Here is a 15,286-nt window from a genome sequence, read left to right as displayed (position 1 = left end):
ATGAGCATGCAAAAACTGAGTGTCGAAGCGATTAAAGACGGCACCGTGATCGACCACATCCCCGCCGGTTTGGCGCTGGCGATTCTGCGCCAATTCAAACTGCTGCACTACGGCAACGCGGTCACCGTGGGCTTCAACCTGCCCAGCGGCCGCCACGGCCAAAAAGACATCATCAAAATCACCGGCGTGCAGATGGACGACCACACCGCCAACCGGCTGGCATTGTTTGCGCCCGAGGCCACGGTGAACGTGATTGAACAGTTCGAAGTGGTGCGCAAAATGCACCTCAAGCTGCCGGACACCATCAGCGAAGTGTTCCGCTGCCCTAACCCGAACTGCGCCAGCCACGGCGAGCCGGTGAAAAGCCGTTTCTATGTGCGCCAGGGCAGCGGGCAGACCAAGCTGAAATGCCATTACTGCGAAAAAACCTATGCCCGCGAATCGGTGGCGGAAGCGTAGACTCGATACGCTTTAAACGGACGCTAAAAACGTTTTCAGGTAGCCCTCGGGCTACCTGAAAACGTTTCGGCGGGAAGCAATGGAACAGGAAAATCACGCCAGCAGCATTTCCTGCATCAGCTTCATGCCCCACTGCCAGCCGTGCAGCGGCGTATTCAGCCGGCCGGGCTGGGGGGCGTGCAACAGGCGGGCGCCCCAACGGGCGGCCATGTCGGCGGCCCAAGTTTCGGCACAAAGCGGGTTGCTGCCGGCGCGGCCCAATACCAAAGCGGCGGGGCAGTTGGCACGGCTGCGCAAAAAAGTGTGTTCGGCATCGTCGGGGCAGGCATCGGGCAGCGGCGACACCAGAATCATACCGCGGATGCGCCGCTGGTCGAGCAGGCTGCTGCGGTACTGCCAGGCCATCAGCGCCGACACGCCGACGCCGTGCGCCACCGCCATCACTTGGCCGGGAATGCCGTCCCAAACCTGCTGCACCTGCCGTTGCCACAGGGCAATGCCGTCGCTGCGACGGCAGGCCAGCGTCTGCACCAAAGGGTAACTGACGGCCCAACGGTCGATCCACATCTCGGGCTCGTCGGCATCGCGCAGCAGAAACAGGGTAAGGTCGTCGGTGGGCATGGGGAAAGACGGGAAGGTGGTTTCAGGTAGCCTGAGGGCTTGCTTGCATCGTTATCTACGGCGCATTTTTGCCTGGTGCGTTGCTCCGTGGGGGGCGTACCCGCTTAGCTTGGAATGTGGCCGCCCCACGGGCGTTTCCGGCGTTCGCGCCCGCTGTGCTGCTACGCCTTGAGCGGCATCCGTATCTGGGGGTTGCAAAGGTTTCGGTTGCTTAATCGTCGTCGGCAAAGCGGGGAGCGGCGGCCAAGTCGCGGGTGTTTTTCTGTACGGTCACCACGGCAAACAGGCTTAGGGTGTAGGACATCAGGTAAAAGCCCTTTTCGCTGGGCAGGAGTTCGGCATTGAACAGGCCGATGCCGAGCAGGCAGATGGCGGCTGCCAGGGCGAACCAGCTGATGTTGAAATAGAGGGCGGAAACCGGCAGGTTTTCTTCGCGGTCGCGCACGGTTTTTTGCAGACTGACGGCGGCATAGAGGCCGAACAGCAGCACGGCCAGATAGTAGCCTTTTTCGTTGAGCTGCATCTCGGCGCGCCACAGGCCGATCAGATAAGCCAGCATGCCGATGGCCAGTGCCGCCCACGAGGCGATGACGTAGGCGGGCGTGGGCGGACGCAGAGTGGGGCGCGGACGACGGTTCATGACAGATTCTCCTTGGGTGTAGACATTGGGTGTGGGCGGCAGGCAAAGCCGGAGGTGGGGTTTCAGGTAGCCCGGGGCTTTGACCAATCAGGCCTGCCGTGCCATTTTGCGTTGTGTGTTCTCGGCGCCCTGCGCCGGCCGCTTGTTGGGTGCGTCGTCAATAGGTATCCAGCGGCCGGTCGGGTTGGTAAGCGTCGCCGACTTCTTTCACAATGGCTTGTCCGCAAATGATGCGTTCGCCGTTGAAAGACAAGGTCGGGCTGCCGTACAGCTGCCAGCCGTTTTGCAGGGCGGCGCTGACGCGGGCGCAGAAAGAGGCGTCATCGGGGCCGGTTAGGTAGCGGTAAACCTGCATATTGTGTTTTCCTTTCGGGGATTAGGGTCGGGGATTAGAGTCTGTTGACAATGGGTATGATGGCGGTATTTCTGGCGTAAATCTCCGCCTACTGCGGCCAAAATGCGCGCAAGATGTTTAATCTTGCTGCGCTGGCTGGTTTGACTGGCGCAGCGTGTCAAACCGCCCTCTTCGAGTGAACCTGGTATGCGAAAATTGCCACTCAAAAACCGCTGCATCAGCCAAATGTCAACAGACCCTAGAACGGGTAATCGTAATCCACCACCAGCGGGGCGTGGTCGGAAAATTTCTGCTCTTTATACACATGGGCGCTGCGGGCATTTGCGGCCAGTTCGGGGGTAACCATGTGGTAGTCGATGCGCCAGCCCACGTCTTTGGCATAGGCTTGGCCGCGGTTGCTCCACCAGGTGTAGCCGGGCGCTTCGGGGTAGAGAGTGCGCCACATGTCCACCCAGCCGAGCTCGGCAATCACTTTGCCGATCCATGCGCGCTCTTCGGGGAGGAAGCCTGAGTTTTTCAGGTTGCCTTTCCAGTTTTTCAGGTCGATGTTTTGGTGGGCGATGTTCCAGTCGCCGCACACCACGATGTCGCGCCCGCTGTGTTTCATGTCGTGCAGCATGGGGTAGAAGGCGTCGAGAAAGCGGTATTTCACTTGTTGGCGCTCTTCCGCGCTGCTGCCGGAGGGCAGGTAGAGAGAGATCACGGACAGATTGCCGAAATCGGTGCGTACGAAGCGGCCTTCGGCGTCGAATTCGGGGATGCCCATGCCGATTTGTACTTGGTCGGGTTCGCGTTTGCTGTACACCGCCACGCCGCTGTAACCGCGTTTTTCGGCGCAGTGCCACACGCCGTGCATGCCGTGCGGGCGTTGCATCTCGGCGGAGAGGTCGGCCTCTTGGGCTTTGAGTTCTTGGACACAGACGATGTCGGCCCCGGCCTCGGCGAGGTAGTCGTGGAAGCCTTTTTTGTAGGCGGAGCGGATGCCGTTGAGGTTGGCGGAAATAATGCGCATGGGGGATTCCAAATCGGGTTTCAGGTAGCCTGTGTGGGCGGTCAGCTGCGTGCCTGCTGCTGGCGCCACATGAGATAGTCGCGCAGGGGCGGCACCGGCGGGTTGAGACAGTGCGGGCAGATGGCGGTGGTGTCTTCGTCGTCTTCTTCGTAGTGTAGGGCGTCGGGGTCGAAGCGGGCCTGTTGGGAAACGGCTTGGGCAAGGGCCTGCTGCTGCACCACGTCGAAGCTATGGTCGCGCAGGATTTCGGCCAGCAACTCGGTTTCTGCGGCGCTGAAGCCGGCGCGGTCGCGCTCGATCAGGCGCAGACAGTCGGCATTGGCGATTTTGCCGGCCAGCAGTTCGGTGAGATCCATGGGGCTACCTGAAAGTTGAAAAAGGGGGGGATTATAGCCGATTGCCTGGTGTTCTGATGTGGCAAAGTGTCGGTTGGGTTGGCGGCCGGTGTTAATGCAGCAGGGTACAGTTGCGGTCTATGCCGCTGCCGCCGGAAAAGGTGTCACGACTGTCGCAGCGGCTGCGGCTGCTTTCGCACACGCGCACGCTTTGGTCTTGGTTGATCAACAGCACGCGCGGCTCGTATTGGGGATCGAAAGCGACGGCTTTGATGGTGTATTTGTCGCCCAAGACGCCGCGGGCATTGCCTTGAAATTTGATGCAGAAGTGGCCGGTTTGCGTTACCGGCAGCGCCGGCCAGGTGGTGGAGTTGGCTTTGAAGCTGCGTTGGCGGCTGTAGAAGCGCTCCATAAAGCGGCTGTTTTCCAAGAGGGCGGCGTTGGCCTCTTCCAGGCGGGATTTGCGCACGAAAGACTGGTAGCTGGGATAAGCGATGGCGGCCAGAATGGCCAATACGGCAATCGTGATCAGCAGCTCAGTGAGCGTGAAGCCGGATTTTCGGGAAAAAGATAAGCCGTTCATGCTGTTGCTCCTGTTGTCTGTGCCGGTGGAGAAGGTTTCAGTATAAACGGCTTTCGGCGCGAATTGAATAGTTGCTCAGTAGTGTTCGCAGTTTCTCATGGTGGCTTTGTCGCAGCGGACCAAAATGCCGATGCTGTTGTAGGAAATGGCTTTGTCTTCGCGGGCATAGCTCGATTTGGGCGTGGCGATGATTTCATAGCTGCTGTCTTGGGGACTACTGGCGGCAAAAGCGATGTCGAAATAGTCGGTATCGGCCGGATCGGGGGCGTTGGTGAAGGTGCGGTTGCGGGAATAATAGCGCTCCATCTCTTTGGCCGTGGTCATGATGCTGGATTTGGCTTCTTCCATTCGCGCTTTGCGGACGAAAGAATCGTAGCTGGGGTAGGCCATGGAGGCCAAAATGGCCAAGATCACAATGGTAATCATCAGCTCGATCAGGGTAAAACCGCGCATGTTTGAAGTGTTCATAAATCAACCTTAAAATCAGATTGGCCCGGCGAGGGGCAACAAGAAAATTATAGCATTGATGCCGATGCGGCCCCGCACACGCAGGGCTTGACCGCTGGGCGGTTTCATTTATAATGCCGGCCCATTCCCCGATAGCTCAGTCGGTAGAGCGACGGACTGTTAATCCGCAGGTCCCTGGTTCGAGCCCAGGTCGGGGAGCCAGATACCGAACCCCTGCCTTGGCGGGGGTTTTATTTTGTCTGTGGCGGCGGGGGAAAAATGCTAAAATCGCCGCCTTTCAAACTGTCTTTCAGGTAGCCTGCCGATGGCTTATCAAGTGCTTGCCCGCAAATGGCGTCCGAAAACTTTTGCCGATTTGGTCGGCCAAGAGCACGTTGTCAAAGCCCTGCAAAATGCGCTGGACAAGGGCCGCCTGCACCATGCCTACCTGCTCACCGGTACGCGCGGGGTGGGGAAAACCACCATCGCCCGCATCTTGGCCAAGAGCCTCAACTGCGCCGCGCCGCAGCACGGCGAGCCTTGCGGTGTCTGCCAAAGCTGCCTCGATATCGACCAAGGCCGCTTTGTCGATTTGCTGGAAATCGACGCCGCTTCCAACACCGGCATCGACAACATTCGCGAAGTGCTGGAAAACGCGCAATACGCGCCTACGGCCGGCAAATACAAAGTCTATATCATTGACGAAGTGCACATGCTGTCCAAATCGGCTTTCAACGCCATGTTGAAAACCCTGGAAGAGCCGCCCGAGCATGTGAAATTCATTTTGGCGACCACCGATCCGCACAAGGTGCCGGTTACCGTGCTCAGCCGCTGCCTGCAGTTTGTCTTGCGCAATATGACCGCCCAACAGGTGTCCGACCATTTGGCGCATGTGCTCGACAGCGAAGAGATTGCCTACGAACCTCCAGCCTTGGCGCTGTTGGGGCGGGCGGCCGCCGGCTCGATGCGCGACGCCTTAAGCCTGCTGGATCAGGCAATTGCCATGGGCTCCGGCCGGGTGGGCGAAGCCGATGTGCGGCAGATGATCGGCGCGGTGGACAAGCAGTATCTGTACCAACTGCTGCAGGCCCTGATTGTCCAAGACGGCGCCGCCCTGATTGCCCAAGCGCAGGATATGGCCGCGCGCGCCATCGGTTTCGACAATGCTTTGAGCGAGTTGGCCCTGCTGTTGCAACGCTTGGCGCTGTGGAAAACCGTGCCGGCTGCCTTGCTGCACGACCCGGAACACGCCGCTTTGAGCCGTTTGGGCGCGCATTTGAGCAGGGAACAGATTCAGCTGTATTACCAATGTGCGATTCACGGCAAGCAGGATTTGCCGCTGGCGCCCGACGAATACGCCGGTTTCGTGATGACCTTGTTGCGCATGTTGGCGTTTTCGCCGCTGGCTGCCGAGTCCTGTCCGGCGGACGGCGAAATCCACGGTACCGAATTGCATCAGCCTGTGTTCGCGGCACCGGCGTTGGCGGCTGCCGAAGCAACCCAAGCGCCTCTGCCGCCGGCAGAAACGGTGTCAACCGTTATGGCGGATACGGAGCCGGAACCTCCGTTAGCTTCTGCCGAAATGGAAACCGCTGTGGTTCCCGCTGCCGTTGAGGCGGAAGCCGAAAGGCTACCTGAAAACGATTTGCCGCCGTGGTTGCACGACGAGGACAGACACATTCCGCGCGAGTTCGAATCTGCGCCGATGCCGACCGAGACGGATAAACCATCGTTACCGCCGGTTCAAGATAGTTTGTCTGCCGAACCTTCCGAGGCGCCGTTTGCCGAAGCAGTGCCGCTGCAAGCCGAACAAGCCGACATGGAAGCGGACGAAGAACCGGTTGGCGACTTTACCGCTTTGCAGCTGCCGGAACTCCATTCAAGCAACTGGCATGCCATAGTTTCTATTTTGGCGCGCAAAATCGGCGCCGCCCAAATGCCCGCCCGCCACATGGCTTTTGTCGGCTTTGACGCCGAAACCGGTCTGTTGCAGCTGGCGGTGGCCGAAGCCGGCCAAGCGGTTGGCGGACGCGAACAAATACAGCGTATTGAGCACAGACTAAGCGAAGCCTACGGGCGGCCGGTACACATCCGTTTGTGTGATTGGCAGGAGGGGAGGCATGAAGAAACCCCGGCCATGCGCCAAGTCAGAATTCAGGCCGAAAACCGCCACCGTGCGCAAGCGGCGCTGGAAGCGGATGCCGCAGCACAGGATATTCTGTCATTATTCGGCGCACGCTGGTTGCCCGATACTTTAGAATTGCACGAAAATAGCGCGCCCGAAACATAAGGCCGCTTGATAGACAAAACGCGGAAGATAGCCTTCCCCATTATTTATTCCATTCAACATCCATAGGAGTCAGCATATGTTTGGCAAAGCCGGACTGGGCGGCCTGATGCAGCAGGCGCAGAAAATGCAGGAAAAAATGAAACAGGCGCAAGCCGAATTGGCCAATATCGAAGTGGAAGGCGAAGCCGGCGGCGGCATGGTGAAAATCACCCTCACCTGCCACCACCAGATCAAACGCATCCACATCGACGACGCTTTGGCTGCCGATGCCGTTTCCGATAAAGAAATGCTGGAAGACTTGATTGCCGCCGCTTTCAACGATGCCGCGCGCAAGGTGGAAGGCGCCACTCAGGCCCACATGGCGCAAGTTACCCAAGGCATGGGTTTGCCGCCGGGCATGGGCGATTTCTTCAAGTAATCGGATGGAGACGGCAAAGGCTACCTGAAAGCGTTCAGGTAGCCTGAGACCTTTGCAAACCCCCCAGATGTGGATGCAGTTCAAGGCGTAGCAGCGCAGCGAGTGCAGACATATCAGATAGTAGATAGGCAAGCGAGCGAGCAGCGCACAATGCAGAAATGCGCCGCAGATGAGGGTTTTGCAAAGGTCTCGGGCTGGAAAAACAGCAGTGCTTCATAGAGAAGTGCTGCTGTTTTTTGTGTTGCAAAGGTTCCAGGCTACCTGAAAGGAGGACGGGCGCGAGCTGACGGCCTTGCTTCGGGCATTAAAGACGGGACACGCTCATCACGCCTTTCACTTCGGCCAGGCTGGCCAGCACACGCGGCAGATCGTTGACTTGGCGCACTTCCAGGGTGAAGCGCATGCTGGCCTCGAGGTCGCGCGATTGGGTTTGCACCGCGGTCACGTTGAGCTTGTGGCGGGCGAGGGCTTCGGAAACGTCGCGCAGCAGGCCGCCGCGGTCTTGGGCGCGGATTTCGATATCGACGGCAAACACTTGGCCTTCCTGCAGGCCGGCCCAAGCAGCGGCCAAGACCTTATCGGGCGCTTGGGCGGCCAAATGGCGGAAGGCCGGGCAGTTACTGCGGTGCACGGAAATGCCGCGGCCGCGGGTGACGAAGCCGACGATGTCGTCGGGCGGGGCGGGTTTGCAGCATTTGGCCAAGGTGGTGAGCAGGCCGTCTTCGCCGTCGATGAGGATGCCGTTTTTGTTGCCGGCTTTGATTTTGGAGCGCTTGACGATGCTGTGTTCGCTCACTGGGGCGGGCGGCGGTTCGTTGAGCAGGCCGCAGGCTTTCTGGATGGCGCGCGGCGTCACTTCGCCTTGGGCGATGGCGGTGTAGAGCTCGTCGGGTTTTTTGTAGCCGACTTTTTCGCTCAATGCCTGCAAATTGGGTTTGGGCTGGATTTTGGCCAGGGTTTTGTCGAGTTGCAGGCGGCCTTGTTCGCGGATGCTTTCGGCGTTTTGCTGGCGGATGTAGGCGCGGATTTTGCTGATGGCGCGGTTGCTTTTTACCCAGCCTTCGTAGAGCCAGTTGACGGAGGGTGCGCCGTCTTTGGCGGCGATGATTTCCACGCGCTGGCCGTTTTCCAGCGGGGTGGACAGCGGCACGATCTGGCCGTCCACTTTGGCGCCGCGGCAGCGGTCGCCGAGGCTGCTGTGCAGGGCGTAGGCGAAATCGATGGGGGTGGCGCCGGCGGGCAGGGAAAGCACTTTGCCGTGCGGAGTGAGCACGTAGATGGTGTCGTTGAACAGCTCGGTTTGGAAGGCGGCGGCGAGGTCTTCTTTGCCGCTTTCGGCCATGTTTTCGCGCCAGTCGAGCAGCTGGCGCAGCCAGGCGATTTTCTGCTCGTAGGCGGCATCGCCCTTACCGCCTTCTTTGTAGCGCCAGTGGGCGGCGACGCCGAATTCGTTGAATTGGTGCATTTCAAAGGTGCGGATTTGCACTTCCACCCCTTTGTCTTCGGGGCCGATGATGACGGTATGCAGGCTTTTGTAGCCGTTGCCTTTGGGGTTGGCGATGTAGTCGTCGAATTCGCCGGGCACGGGTTGCCACAGGCTGTGCACGAGGCCGAGCGTGGTGTAGCACTCGGGAATGCTGTCCACCAGAATGCGCACGGCGCGGATGTCGTAGAGGCCGTCGAAATCGAGTTTTTTCTTTTCCATCTTGCGGTAGATGGAGTAGATGTGTTTCGGGCGGCCGGCCACGTCGTAGTGGCGGATGCCGTAGCGCTCGAGTTCGCTGCGCAGCTGTTGGAGGAAGTCGGCGATGTATTGCAGGCGTTCTTCGCGTTTTTCGTCGAGCAGGCGGGCGATGCGTTTGTATTCTTCGGGGCGGTAGTGGCGGAAACCGAGGTCTTCGAGCTGCCATTTGAGCTGCCACACGCCCAGGCGGTTGGCCAGCGGGGCGAAAATATCCAGCGTTTCTTTGGCCAAGGCGCGTTTTTCGGGGCTGTCGGGCGTGCTGCCGACAAACTGCATGGTGCGGGTGCGTAGGGCGAGTTTGATCAGCACCACGCGGATGTCGTTGACCATGGCCAGCAGCATTTTGCGCATGGCTTCGGCTTGCCGCGCGCGTTCTTCGGGAGTGCCGAGTTGGTCGATGCGGGCGAAGTGGGTGAGTTTCTGCACTTCGTCGATGCCGCGCACCAGGCCGCACACGGTTTCGCCGCATTGTTCGGCTACCTGAAGCGGCCAGTCGGCGCAGTAGGAGGAGATGTCGGTGAGCAGGGTGGCGGCCACGGCTTCGGGCAGCAGGTCCATCTCGGCCACCATTTGCGCGGCGCCCATCACGCTGGCCAGCAGCGGCTCGCCGGCGTGGGTGTGCGCCTCGGGCGGGTAATGCTGCTCGGCCAGCGCCAACGCCCGCTGTAGCATCTGCCGCTCGGTTTCGTTTTGCCTTGCGGCATAGGGTGCGAACCAGGCACGGTAGTCGTTTAAATCGGGGGCGGTGCTGCTGGGGCGGACGTTTTCCATGACACGAATATTCTGTACACGCAGGAAGGCCGATTGTAACCAAATTCGGCTTGGGCGGGGTGTGGCGGTGGCTTTTTGTGCTATATTGCGCGCTTTGTTTTCGTCTGCAGGCTACCTGAAAGAGGCTACCGCTATGCTGTTCCATCCCGAAGTCATGACTGTTGAAATGTTGGCGCAGAAAATCCGCAAAATTCCGCATTGGCCGCAAAACGGCATTTTGTTCCACGACATCACGCCTGTATTGCAGAGCCCGGAGTATTTCCGCCTGCTGGTGGATTTGCTTACCTACCGTTATATGAATCAGGACATCAATGTGGTGGCGGGTTTGGACGCACGCGGGTTTATTATCGGCGCCGCTTTGGCCTACCAGCTCAATGTGGGCTTCGTGCCCATCCGCAAAAAAGGCAAATTGCCGTATGAAACCGTGGAGCAGAGTTATGCGCTGGAATACGGCGAGGCCACGGTAGAAATCCATACCGATGCCATCCACACCAACGACCGCGTGCTGTTAGTGGACGATTTGGTGGCCACCGGCGGCACCATGCTGGCCGGCGTCAATCTGATCCGCAAACTCGGCGGGCAGGTGGTGGAGGCGGCTGCGATTCTGGAATTTACCGATTTGCCCGGCGGCAGCAAAATCCGTGCAGCCGACGTGCCTTTGTTTACGCTGTACCAAAACAGCGGTTCCGTGGATGCCGCCGCCTGAACACAGGTCTCAGGCTACCTGAAAACATGGCCAAGCCGCCTGCCGCGCTTTCCCGCTGCCGGCGGCTTTTTTACGTCTGCCGGATTGACGGCGCACGGGCCGTTGCCGCACCATAAGCCGTGTATGATGTTTCCGGAGCGCATGATGTCTGCCCATTCGCATTCCCATTCCGGCCATGCCCACGGCCATCCCCAGCAGGATAATTTACGCACGCTGGCGGTCAGCTTTGTTCTGATTGCCGGCTTTATGCTGGTCGAATTCATCGGCGGGCTGTGGTCGAACAGCTTGGCCCTATTGTCGGATGCCGGCCATATGCTCGGCGATGCGGCATCTTTGCTGCTGGCTTTATTGGCCGTGGCGTGGGGGCGCAAAGGCAGCACGCCGCGGCACACTTTCGGCTTCAAGCGCTTGGAGATTTTGGCCGCCTTTTTCAACGGGCTGACCCTGCTGGCGATTGCCGCCTATATTGCTTACGAGGCGCTGTGGCGGCTGCTGTCGCCGCAGCCGGTGGCTTCGCTGGAAATGCTGGTGATTGCCGCCGCAGGCTTGGTGGTCAATATCTTTGTGGCTTGGTATATGCATCGCGGCGGCGATGTCGGCCACAATCTGAATATGAAAGCCGCTTATCTGCATGTTTTGGGCGATTTGCTCGGCTCGCTGGCGGCGATTGCGGCGGCGGTATTGATGATGACTTGGGGCTGGCTGTGGGCGGATGCGCTCAGCAGTTTGCTGGTGGCGCTGCTGATTGTGCGCGGCGGTTGGTCAACCGTCCGTCAGGCTTGGCTGGTGTTGATGGAGGCCAGCCCGGAGGCGGACATGGCTGAGGTGTTGTCGATCTTGCAGGCTGAGGCTTGGGTACGCTCGGTGCATGATGTACACATTTGGAGCATAGACAGCACGGTCCATGCCCTGTCGTGCCATTTGGTGGTGGACGAAAGCCTGACCGTGGCGCAGATCACCGATTTGCAGGGCCGCTTGGCGGAGCGGCTGCGGTCGCTGAACATCACGCACACCAATATTCAGGTGGAAAGCGAGGCGCACGGGCATGAGGACGGTGTGTTGTGCGGCCTGCCCGAATCTTCGACACCGCCGCACCACCATCATGATTGACACAGTGTGGAACGGTTGAGGCTACCTGAAAAACCCATCTGCTTTTCAGGTAGCCTCAACCGTTTTCCGCGGCGTTGTCGCGGATTTTCGCTTCCAAAAAGTCAATAAAGCTTCTGACTTTGGCGCTGAGGAAAGTGCGGTCTATATAGGCGGCATAAAGTTTGACCGTGGTGATCCGGTAGTCGGGCAACAGTTGGACGACCCTGCCGGCGGCCAAGTCTTCGCAGGCACACCATTCGGGTTGGAAACCGATGCCGCAGCCGGCCCGAATCAGGCTGCCGATCATCAACGTGCTGTCGCTGTGAACCGAAGAGTGCAATTCCAGCAAGCAGCTGCGGCTGCTGGTTTTATGCCGGATTTCCACCCGGCTCATGTCGGTGTAGGAGGGCAAAATAGCAGGGTGTTGCGCCACTTCCTCGGGGGTTTGCGGCCAGCCGTTGTGGCGGAGGTAATCGGGGGCGGCCAACAGAAGAAACGCGATGTCGGCCAAGGGGCGCACAATCAAAGAAGGGCTGGGATCGTTGGAAACGCGTAAAGCGAGGTCGAAACCGTCGGCAATCAGGTCGGTATGGCGGTTGCTCAGCACCAAATCCAGCGCCACGGCCGGGTAGAGCTGACGGTATTCATGTAACCAACGGCTGAATCGGGGATTGGCAAACCATTGGGGCATGGTCAGGCGTAATATGCCCTGCGGTTTTTCTGCGACGCCGGCGGCTTGCCGTGCCGCCGTTTCCAAGGTGTCCAGGGCATGGCAGCACTGCCGGTAATACGCTTCGCCGGCTTCGGTCAGGTGCAGTCTGCGGCTGTTGCGGTGCAAGAGTTTGCTGTGCAGGGAGTGTTCCAAATGGCGGACATGCTTGCTGGCCATGGCATTGGAGATGCCCAAGCGTTCGGCGGCCTGTGTGAAGCTGCCGCTTTCCACCACTTGCCGGAAAACTTTTAGGCTGAATAAGGTATCCATGATTTCTTATTGGGAAATGATTCATCAATAAAAAGATTATATATCTACACATGGGAAATCAATATACTGCATTCCATCTTAAACAACACATACCATCAAGATGAATACCTTCAACCATAAACTCAGCAGTTTCCAACCGGCTTTGCTTGCGGTCTTGCGGATCACATCCGCCTATATGTTCTTGTTGCACGGTACGGCCAAACTCTTTGCTTTGCCCCATGTGGAAATGTTTGACGGCTTGCAGCTGATGTCAATCTACGGCTTAGCAGGTATACTCGAAGTCGTCGGCGGCCTGTTGCTTTTGGTCGGCCTGTTTACCCGCCCGGTGGCCTTTATTTTGTCGGGTCAAATGGCATTCGCCTATTTTATGGCCCATACAGCGCCTTCCCCACTGCTTCCGCTGCTCAATGGCGGTGAACCGGCAGCCCTGTTCTGCTTTATCTTCTTATATATCGCATCGGCAGGCGGCGGCCTTTGGACTTTGGATAAGCAGCTGAATACAAGCGCTTAAAACTGCCGACAAGCAGCGCCTTCCCGCCGGTGTTTCATGCCAGGCGGTATGGACTGGCATTCGGGTAGTAATCTGCCAGCAGAGGCCGGAAGTGAAGTGCGGCGTGATACGTTGTGCCGGTATGGTTCACGCAGCCGAAAGCCAGATTCTGCCGAAAGCGCCGATGCCGTACCGCTTGCCGCCCGTCTTTGGGTTGTCGATGCTTTTCTCTTTTACCCCATCCTCATTCATTGAAAATCTAGGAAACCCTATGTCTTATCAAAATATTCAAAAAACCGCAGAAACCCGTCGCTCTGTTTACGCGCTGAATAAAAACCTGCCTTTGCCGGCGGCCGAAGTGGTGGAAATCGTGAAGCATGCCGTGCTGCACACGCCTTCCTCCTTCAATTCGCAATCTACCCGTGTGGTGGTATTGCTGGGTGCAGACCATGAAAAGCTGTGGCAATTCGCCGAAGAAGCCTTGCACGCCATTGTGCCTGCCGAACAGTTTGATTCCACCAAACAAAAGCTCGATATGTTTAAAGCAGCGGCCGGCTCCGTGCTCTTTTTTGAAGATCAAACGGTGGTTAAAGGCTTGCAGGAACAATTCCCCCTGTATGCAGACAACTTCCCGGTTTGGGCCGAACACACCGATGCCATGCACCAATATGCCGTGTGGACGACCTTGGCTGCTGCCGGCATCGGCGCCAATCTGCAGCACTACAATCCTTTGATTGACCAAGCCGTGGCTAAAGAGTGGAACATCCCCGCATCTTGGACCCTGCGTGCGCAAATGGTGTTCGGCGGCATTGATGCCCCCGCCGGCGAGAAAGCGTTCAAACCGCTGGAAGAACGCTTGCAAGTATTCGGCCTGTAAGGCGTAAACTCTGTGGTTGCCTGCTTGGAATGCGGTTTCAAGCAGGCATTATTGTGGCCCGGACATCTGTCAAGCTCTGATGGCCGCGGGGTTTTTCTTCTGAAATGACTGCGCAGTCAATGATCAAGCGTACCGTCTACGCAAAATTGAGCAAGTCACTGACCGGTATTTCACTTCCAGCGTTTTTGTGTCGCTGCTAGACAGCGGGCAGCTATTTGTTGTCTTTGCCCGTGGATTTTTCAGGTAGCCTGATGATGGATAAAATCCCTGCTTTATTTCTCGGCCACGGCAGCCCGATGAATGCCATCGAAGCCGATAATCCGTTTAACCTCGGTTTCAAACAGGTTTCGGCACGGTTTCCCAAGCCCCGCGCCATCTTGATGGTTTCCGCACATTGGTACGGCGATGGTTTGCATGTGTCCGGCAGTGCGGCTCCCGGCATGATTTATGATTTTTACGGCTTTCCCGAAGCATTGAGCCAAGTACAGTATCCTGCCGCCGGTAGCCCTGAGCTGGCTGCCGAAGTGCAACGGTTGCTTGCGCCGGAAACCGTAGCTGTCGATATGCAGCGCGGCTTTGATCACGGTACATGGAGTGTACTCAAGCATCTTTACCCCGAGGCCGATATTCCTGTTGTTCAATTAAGTTTGAACCGGCACCGGCCTGCCGAATGGCATTTCGCCTTGGCGCAGAAGCTCAAGCCCTTGCGCGAACAAGGCGTGCTCATTGTCGGCAGCGGCAATATCGTCCATAACCTGCGCACCATCAGCTTCGCCCACATCCGCCAGCCGGGGGCGGCTTACGAATGGGCGCAAACTTTCCGTGACCAAATCAACCAAGCGATTTTGAGTGGGGATAATGAAAAATTGATTTATTACAATCGCTTAGGAAATCCTGCAGCCTTGTCCGTGTCCACTCCCGAACATTATCTGCCCTTGCTATATGTCATGGCGTTGCGGGATGAGGAGGATAAAGTCGAATTGTTTAATGACGAAATTGTCGGCGGATCATTGAGCATGACCGCGGTGCGAGTAGGCTAGGACGTGTCGTCAAAGGTCTCAGGCTGGCGCAGCAGTTTTGGGCTTCGTAAGTCGGCTTTGCTACCGAGCGAAAATCTGCAGATGTAGTAGAGGCTGCCTAGCTCTCTACGGTGGCATTGACCAATTTAACCACCAGCGGGCGAACGGCCAGCAGGCTGCAAAACGCAATCGGCCAAGTGATCAAATAAGATTTCAACAGGCGCATGGGATAGCCTGCATCTATCCCTGTGTTCAGAACCAGCAACACACTGCTGACGATGAGTACCATAATGGCCGATGCATAAAATGAAAATGCAATGCCTGCCCATTTTTTGGGGAGTTTGTTCATAAAAAATTCCTAATGAATAGCACAAAATTTTGAATGGTTGAGGGGTATTCAATCAAGCAGCCCTTTTGCATCGCCTCAATAATATTAACAGATGGGCTG

19 protein-coding genes and 1 tRNA gene are annotated in these 15,286 nt (G+C 57.9%); 9 read left to right on the top strand and 11 right to left on the bottom strand.

What is annotated here, in order from left to right:
• The gene (pyrI, locus tag HMPREF9371_RS05865) at positions 1-459 is read left to right on the top strand and encodes an aspartate carbamoyltransferase regulatory subunit (RefSeq protein WP_009119056.1); all 459 of its coding nucleotides are present in this window, start codon (positions 1-3) and stop codon (positions 457-459) included.
• Between the two features lie 93 nt (positions 460-552).
• On the opposite strand, the gene HMPREF9371_RS05860 is transcribed toward pyrI, so the two are convergent.
• The 7 genes from HMPREF9371_RS05860 to HMPREF9371_RS13785 form a co-directional block, all read right to left on the bottom strand.
• On the bottom strand, positions 553-1,080 hold the full coding sequence (locus HMPREF9371_RS05860; RefSeq protein ID WP_009119055.1) for an alpha/beta hydrolase: 528 nt from the start codon (positions 1,078-1,080) through the stop codon (positions 553-555).
• Positions 1,081-1,291: 211 nt separating this feature from the next.
• Entirely contained in the window at positions 1,292-1,720 is a 429-nt protein-coding gene (yiaA, locus tag HMPREF9371_RS05855) for an inner membrane protein YiaA (protein ID WP_009119054.1), read from the bottom strand.
• 157 nt (positions 1,721-1,877) lie between these two features.
• Positions 1,878-2,075: a DUF1737 domain-containing protein gene (locus HMPREF9371_RS05850; RefSeq protein WP_009119053.1), complete on the bottom strand. Its 198-nt coding sequence runs from the start codon at positions 2,073-2,075 to the stop codon at positions 1,878-1,880.
• A gap of 238 nt (positions 2,076-2,313) precedes the next feature.
• A complete protein-coding gene (locus tag HMPREF9371_RS05845; RefSeq protein WP_040660264.1) occupies positions 2,314-3,087 on the bottom strand; it encodes an exodeoxyribonuclease III in 774 nt (257 codons plus the stop codon).
• 41 nt (positions 3,088-3,128) lie between these two features.
• Entirely contained in the window at positions 3,129-3,443 is a 315-nt protein-coding gene (locus tag HMPREF9371_RS05840; protein ID WP_009119051.1) for a hypothetical protein, read from the bottom strand.
• A 91-nt stretch (positions 3,444-3,534) separates the two neighbouring features.
• The gene (locus HMPREF9371_RS05835) at positions 3,535-4,005 is read right to left on the bottom strand and encodes a type IV pilin protein (RefSeq protein ID WP_009119050.1); all 471 of its coding nucleotides are present in this window, start codon (positions 4,003-4,005) and stop codon (positions 3,535-3,537) included.
• A gap of 75 nt (positions 4,006-4,080) precedes the next feature.
• Positions 4,081-4,473 (bottom strand): type IV pilin protein, encoded by a 393-nt coding sequence (locus HMPREF9371_RS13785; protein WP_040660262.1) that lies wholly within the window; start codon positions 4,471-4,473, stop codon positions 4,081-4,083.
• Between the two features lie 125 nt (positions 4,474-4,598).
• On the opposite strand from HMPREF9371_RS13785, the gene HMPREF9371_RS05825 reads away from it, so the two are divergent.
• From HMPREF9371_RS05825 to HMPREF9371_RS05815, 3 genes are all read left to right on the top strand, one after another.
• Positions 4,599-4,674 (top strand) — tRNA-Asn (locus tag HMPREF9371_RS05825).
• Positions 4,675-4,777: 103 nt separating this feature from the next.
• Positions 4,778-6,742, top strand: a complete 1,965-nt coding sequence (gene dnaX, locus HMPREF9371_RS05820) for a DNA polymerase III subunit gamma/tau (RefSeq protein WP_009119048.1) — start codon at positions 4,778-4,780, stop codon at positions 6,740-6,742.
• Between the two features lie 76 nt (positions 6,743-6,818).
• Complete coding sequence (locus tag HMPREF9371_RS05815) at positions 6,819-7,160, top strand: YbaB/EbfC family nucleoid-associated protein (protein ID WP_009119047.1); 342 nt, start codon at positions 6,819-6,821, stop codon at positions 7,158-7,160.
• Between the two features lie 34 nt (positions 7,161-7,194).
• On the opposite strand, the gene HMPREF9371_RS13350 is transcribed toward HMPREF9371_RS05815, so the two are convergent.
• Both HMPREF9371_RS13350 and HMPREF9371_RS05810 read right to left on the bottom strand, forming a co-directional pair.
• Positions 7,195-7,377, bottom strand: a complete 183-nt coding sequence (locus HMPREF9371_RS13350; protein WP_009119046.1) for a hypothetical protein — start codon at positions 7,375-7,377, stop codon at positions 7,195-7,197.
• A gap of 87 nt (positions 7,378-7,464) precedes the next feature.
• A complete protein-coding gene (locus HMPREF9371_RS05810) occupies positions 7,465-9,675 on the bottom strand; it encodes a RelA/SpoT family protein (RefSeq protein WP_009119045.1) in 2,211 nt (736 codons plus the stop codon).
• Between the two features lie 133 nt (positions 9,676-9,808).
• On the opposite strand from HMPREF9371_RS05810, the gene HMPREF9371_RS05805 reads away from it, so the two are divergent.
• Together HMPREF9371_RS05805 and HMPREF9371_RS05800 are read left to right on the top strand one after the other, a co-directional pair.
• Entirely contained in the window at positions 9,809-10,381 is a 573-nt protein-coding gene (locus tag HMPREF9371_RS05805; protein WP_040660260.1) for an adenine phosphoribosyltransferase, read from the top strand.
• 123 nt (positions 10,382-10,504) lie between these two features.
• Positions 10,505-11,491, top strand: coding sequence for a cation diffusion facilitator family transporter (locus HMPREF9371_RS05800; RefSeq protein WP_009119043.1), 987 nt, complete (start codon positions 10,505-10,507; stop codon positions 11,489-11,491).
• A 55-nt stretch (positions 11,492-11,546) separates the two neighbouring features.
• Here the strand turns inward: HMPREF9371_RS05800 and HMPREF9371_RS05795 are convergent, their stop codons facing one another.
• A complete protein-coding gene (locus HMPREF9371_RS05795) occupies positions 11,547-12,452 on the bottom strand; it encodes a LysR family transcriptional regulator (RefSeq protein WP_009119042.1) in 906 nt (301 codons plus the stop codon).
• Between the two features lie 100 nt (positions 12,453-12,552).
• On the opposite strand from HMPREF9371_RS05795, the gene HMPREF9371_RS05790 reads away from it, so the two are divergent.
• From HMPREF9371_RS05790 to ygiD, 3 genes are all read left to right on the top strand, one after another.
• Entirely contained in the window at positions 12,553-12,963 is a 411-nt protein-coding gene (locus tag HMPREF9371_RS05790) for a DoxX family protein (protein ID WP_009119041.1), read from the top strand.
• A gap of 250 nt (positions 12,964-13,213) precedes the next feature.
• Positions 13,214-13,819, top strand: coding sequence for a nitroreductase family protein (locus HMPREF9371_RS05785; RefSeq protein ID WP_040660258.1), 606 nt, complete (start codon positions 13,214-13,216; stop codon positions 13,817-13,819).
• A 254-nt stretch (positions 13,820-14,073) separates the two neighbouring features.
• Positions 14,074-14,859 (top strand): 4,5-DOPA-extradiol-dioxygenase, encoded by a 786-nt coding sequence (gene ygiD / locus HMPREF9371_RS05780; protein ID WP_040660862.1) that lies wholly within the window; start codon positions 14,074-14,076, stop codon positions 14,857-14,859.
• Between the two features lie 97 nt (positions 14,860-14,956).
• Here the strand turns inward: ygiD and HMPREF9371_RS05775 are convergent, their stop codons facing one another.
• Positions 14,957-15,187: a DUF2798 domain-containing protein gene (locus tag HMPREF9371_RS05775; RefSeq protein WP_009119038.1), complete on the bottom strand. Its 231-nt coding sequence runs from the start codon at positions 15,185-15,187 to the stop codon at positions 14,957-14,959.
• Between the last annotated feature and the right edge of the window lie 99 nt (positions 15,188-15,286).

This window comes from Neisseria shayeganii 871, from assembly GCF_000226875.1.
Classification (GTDB): Bacteria; Pseudomonadota; Gammaproteobacteria; order Burkholderiales; family Neisseriaceae; genus Eikenella; species Eikenella shayeganii.
This window is presented reverse-complemented; position numbering and strand designations above follow the sequence as displayed.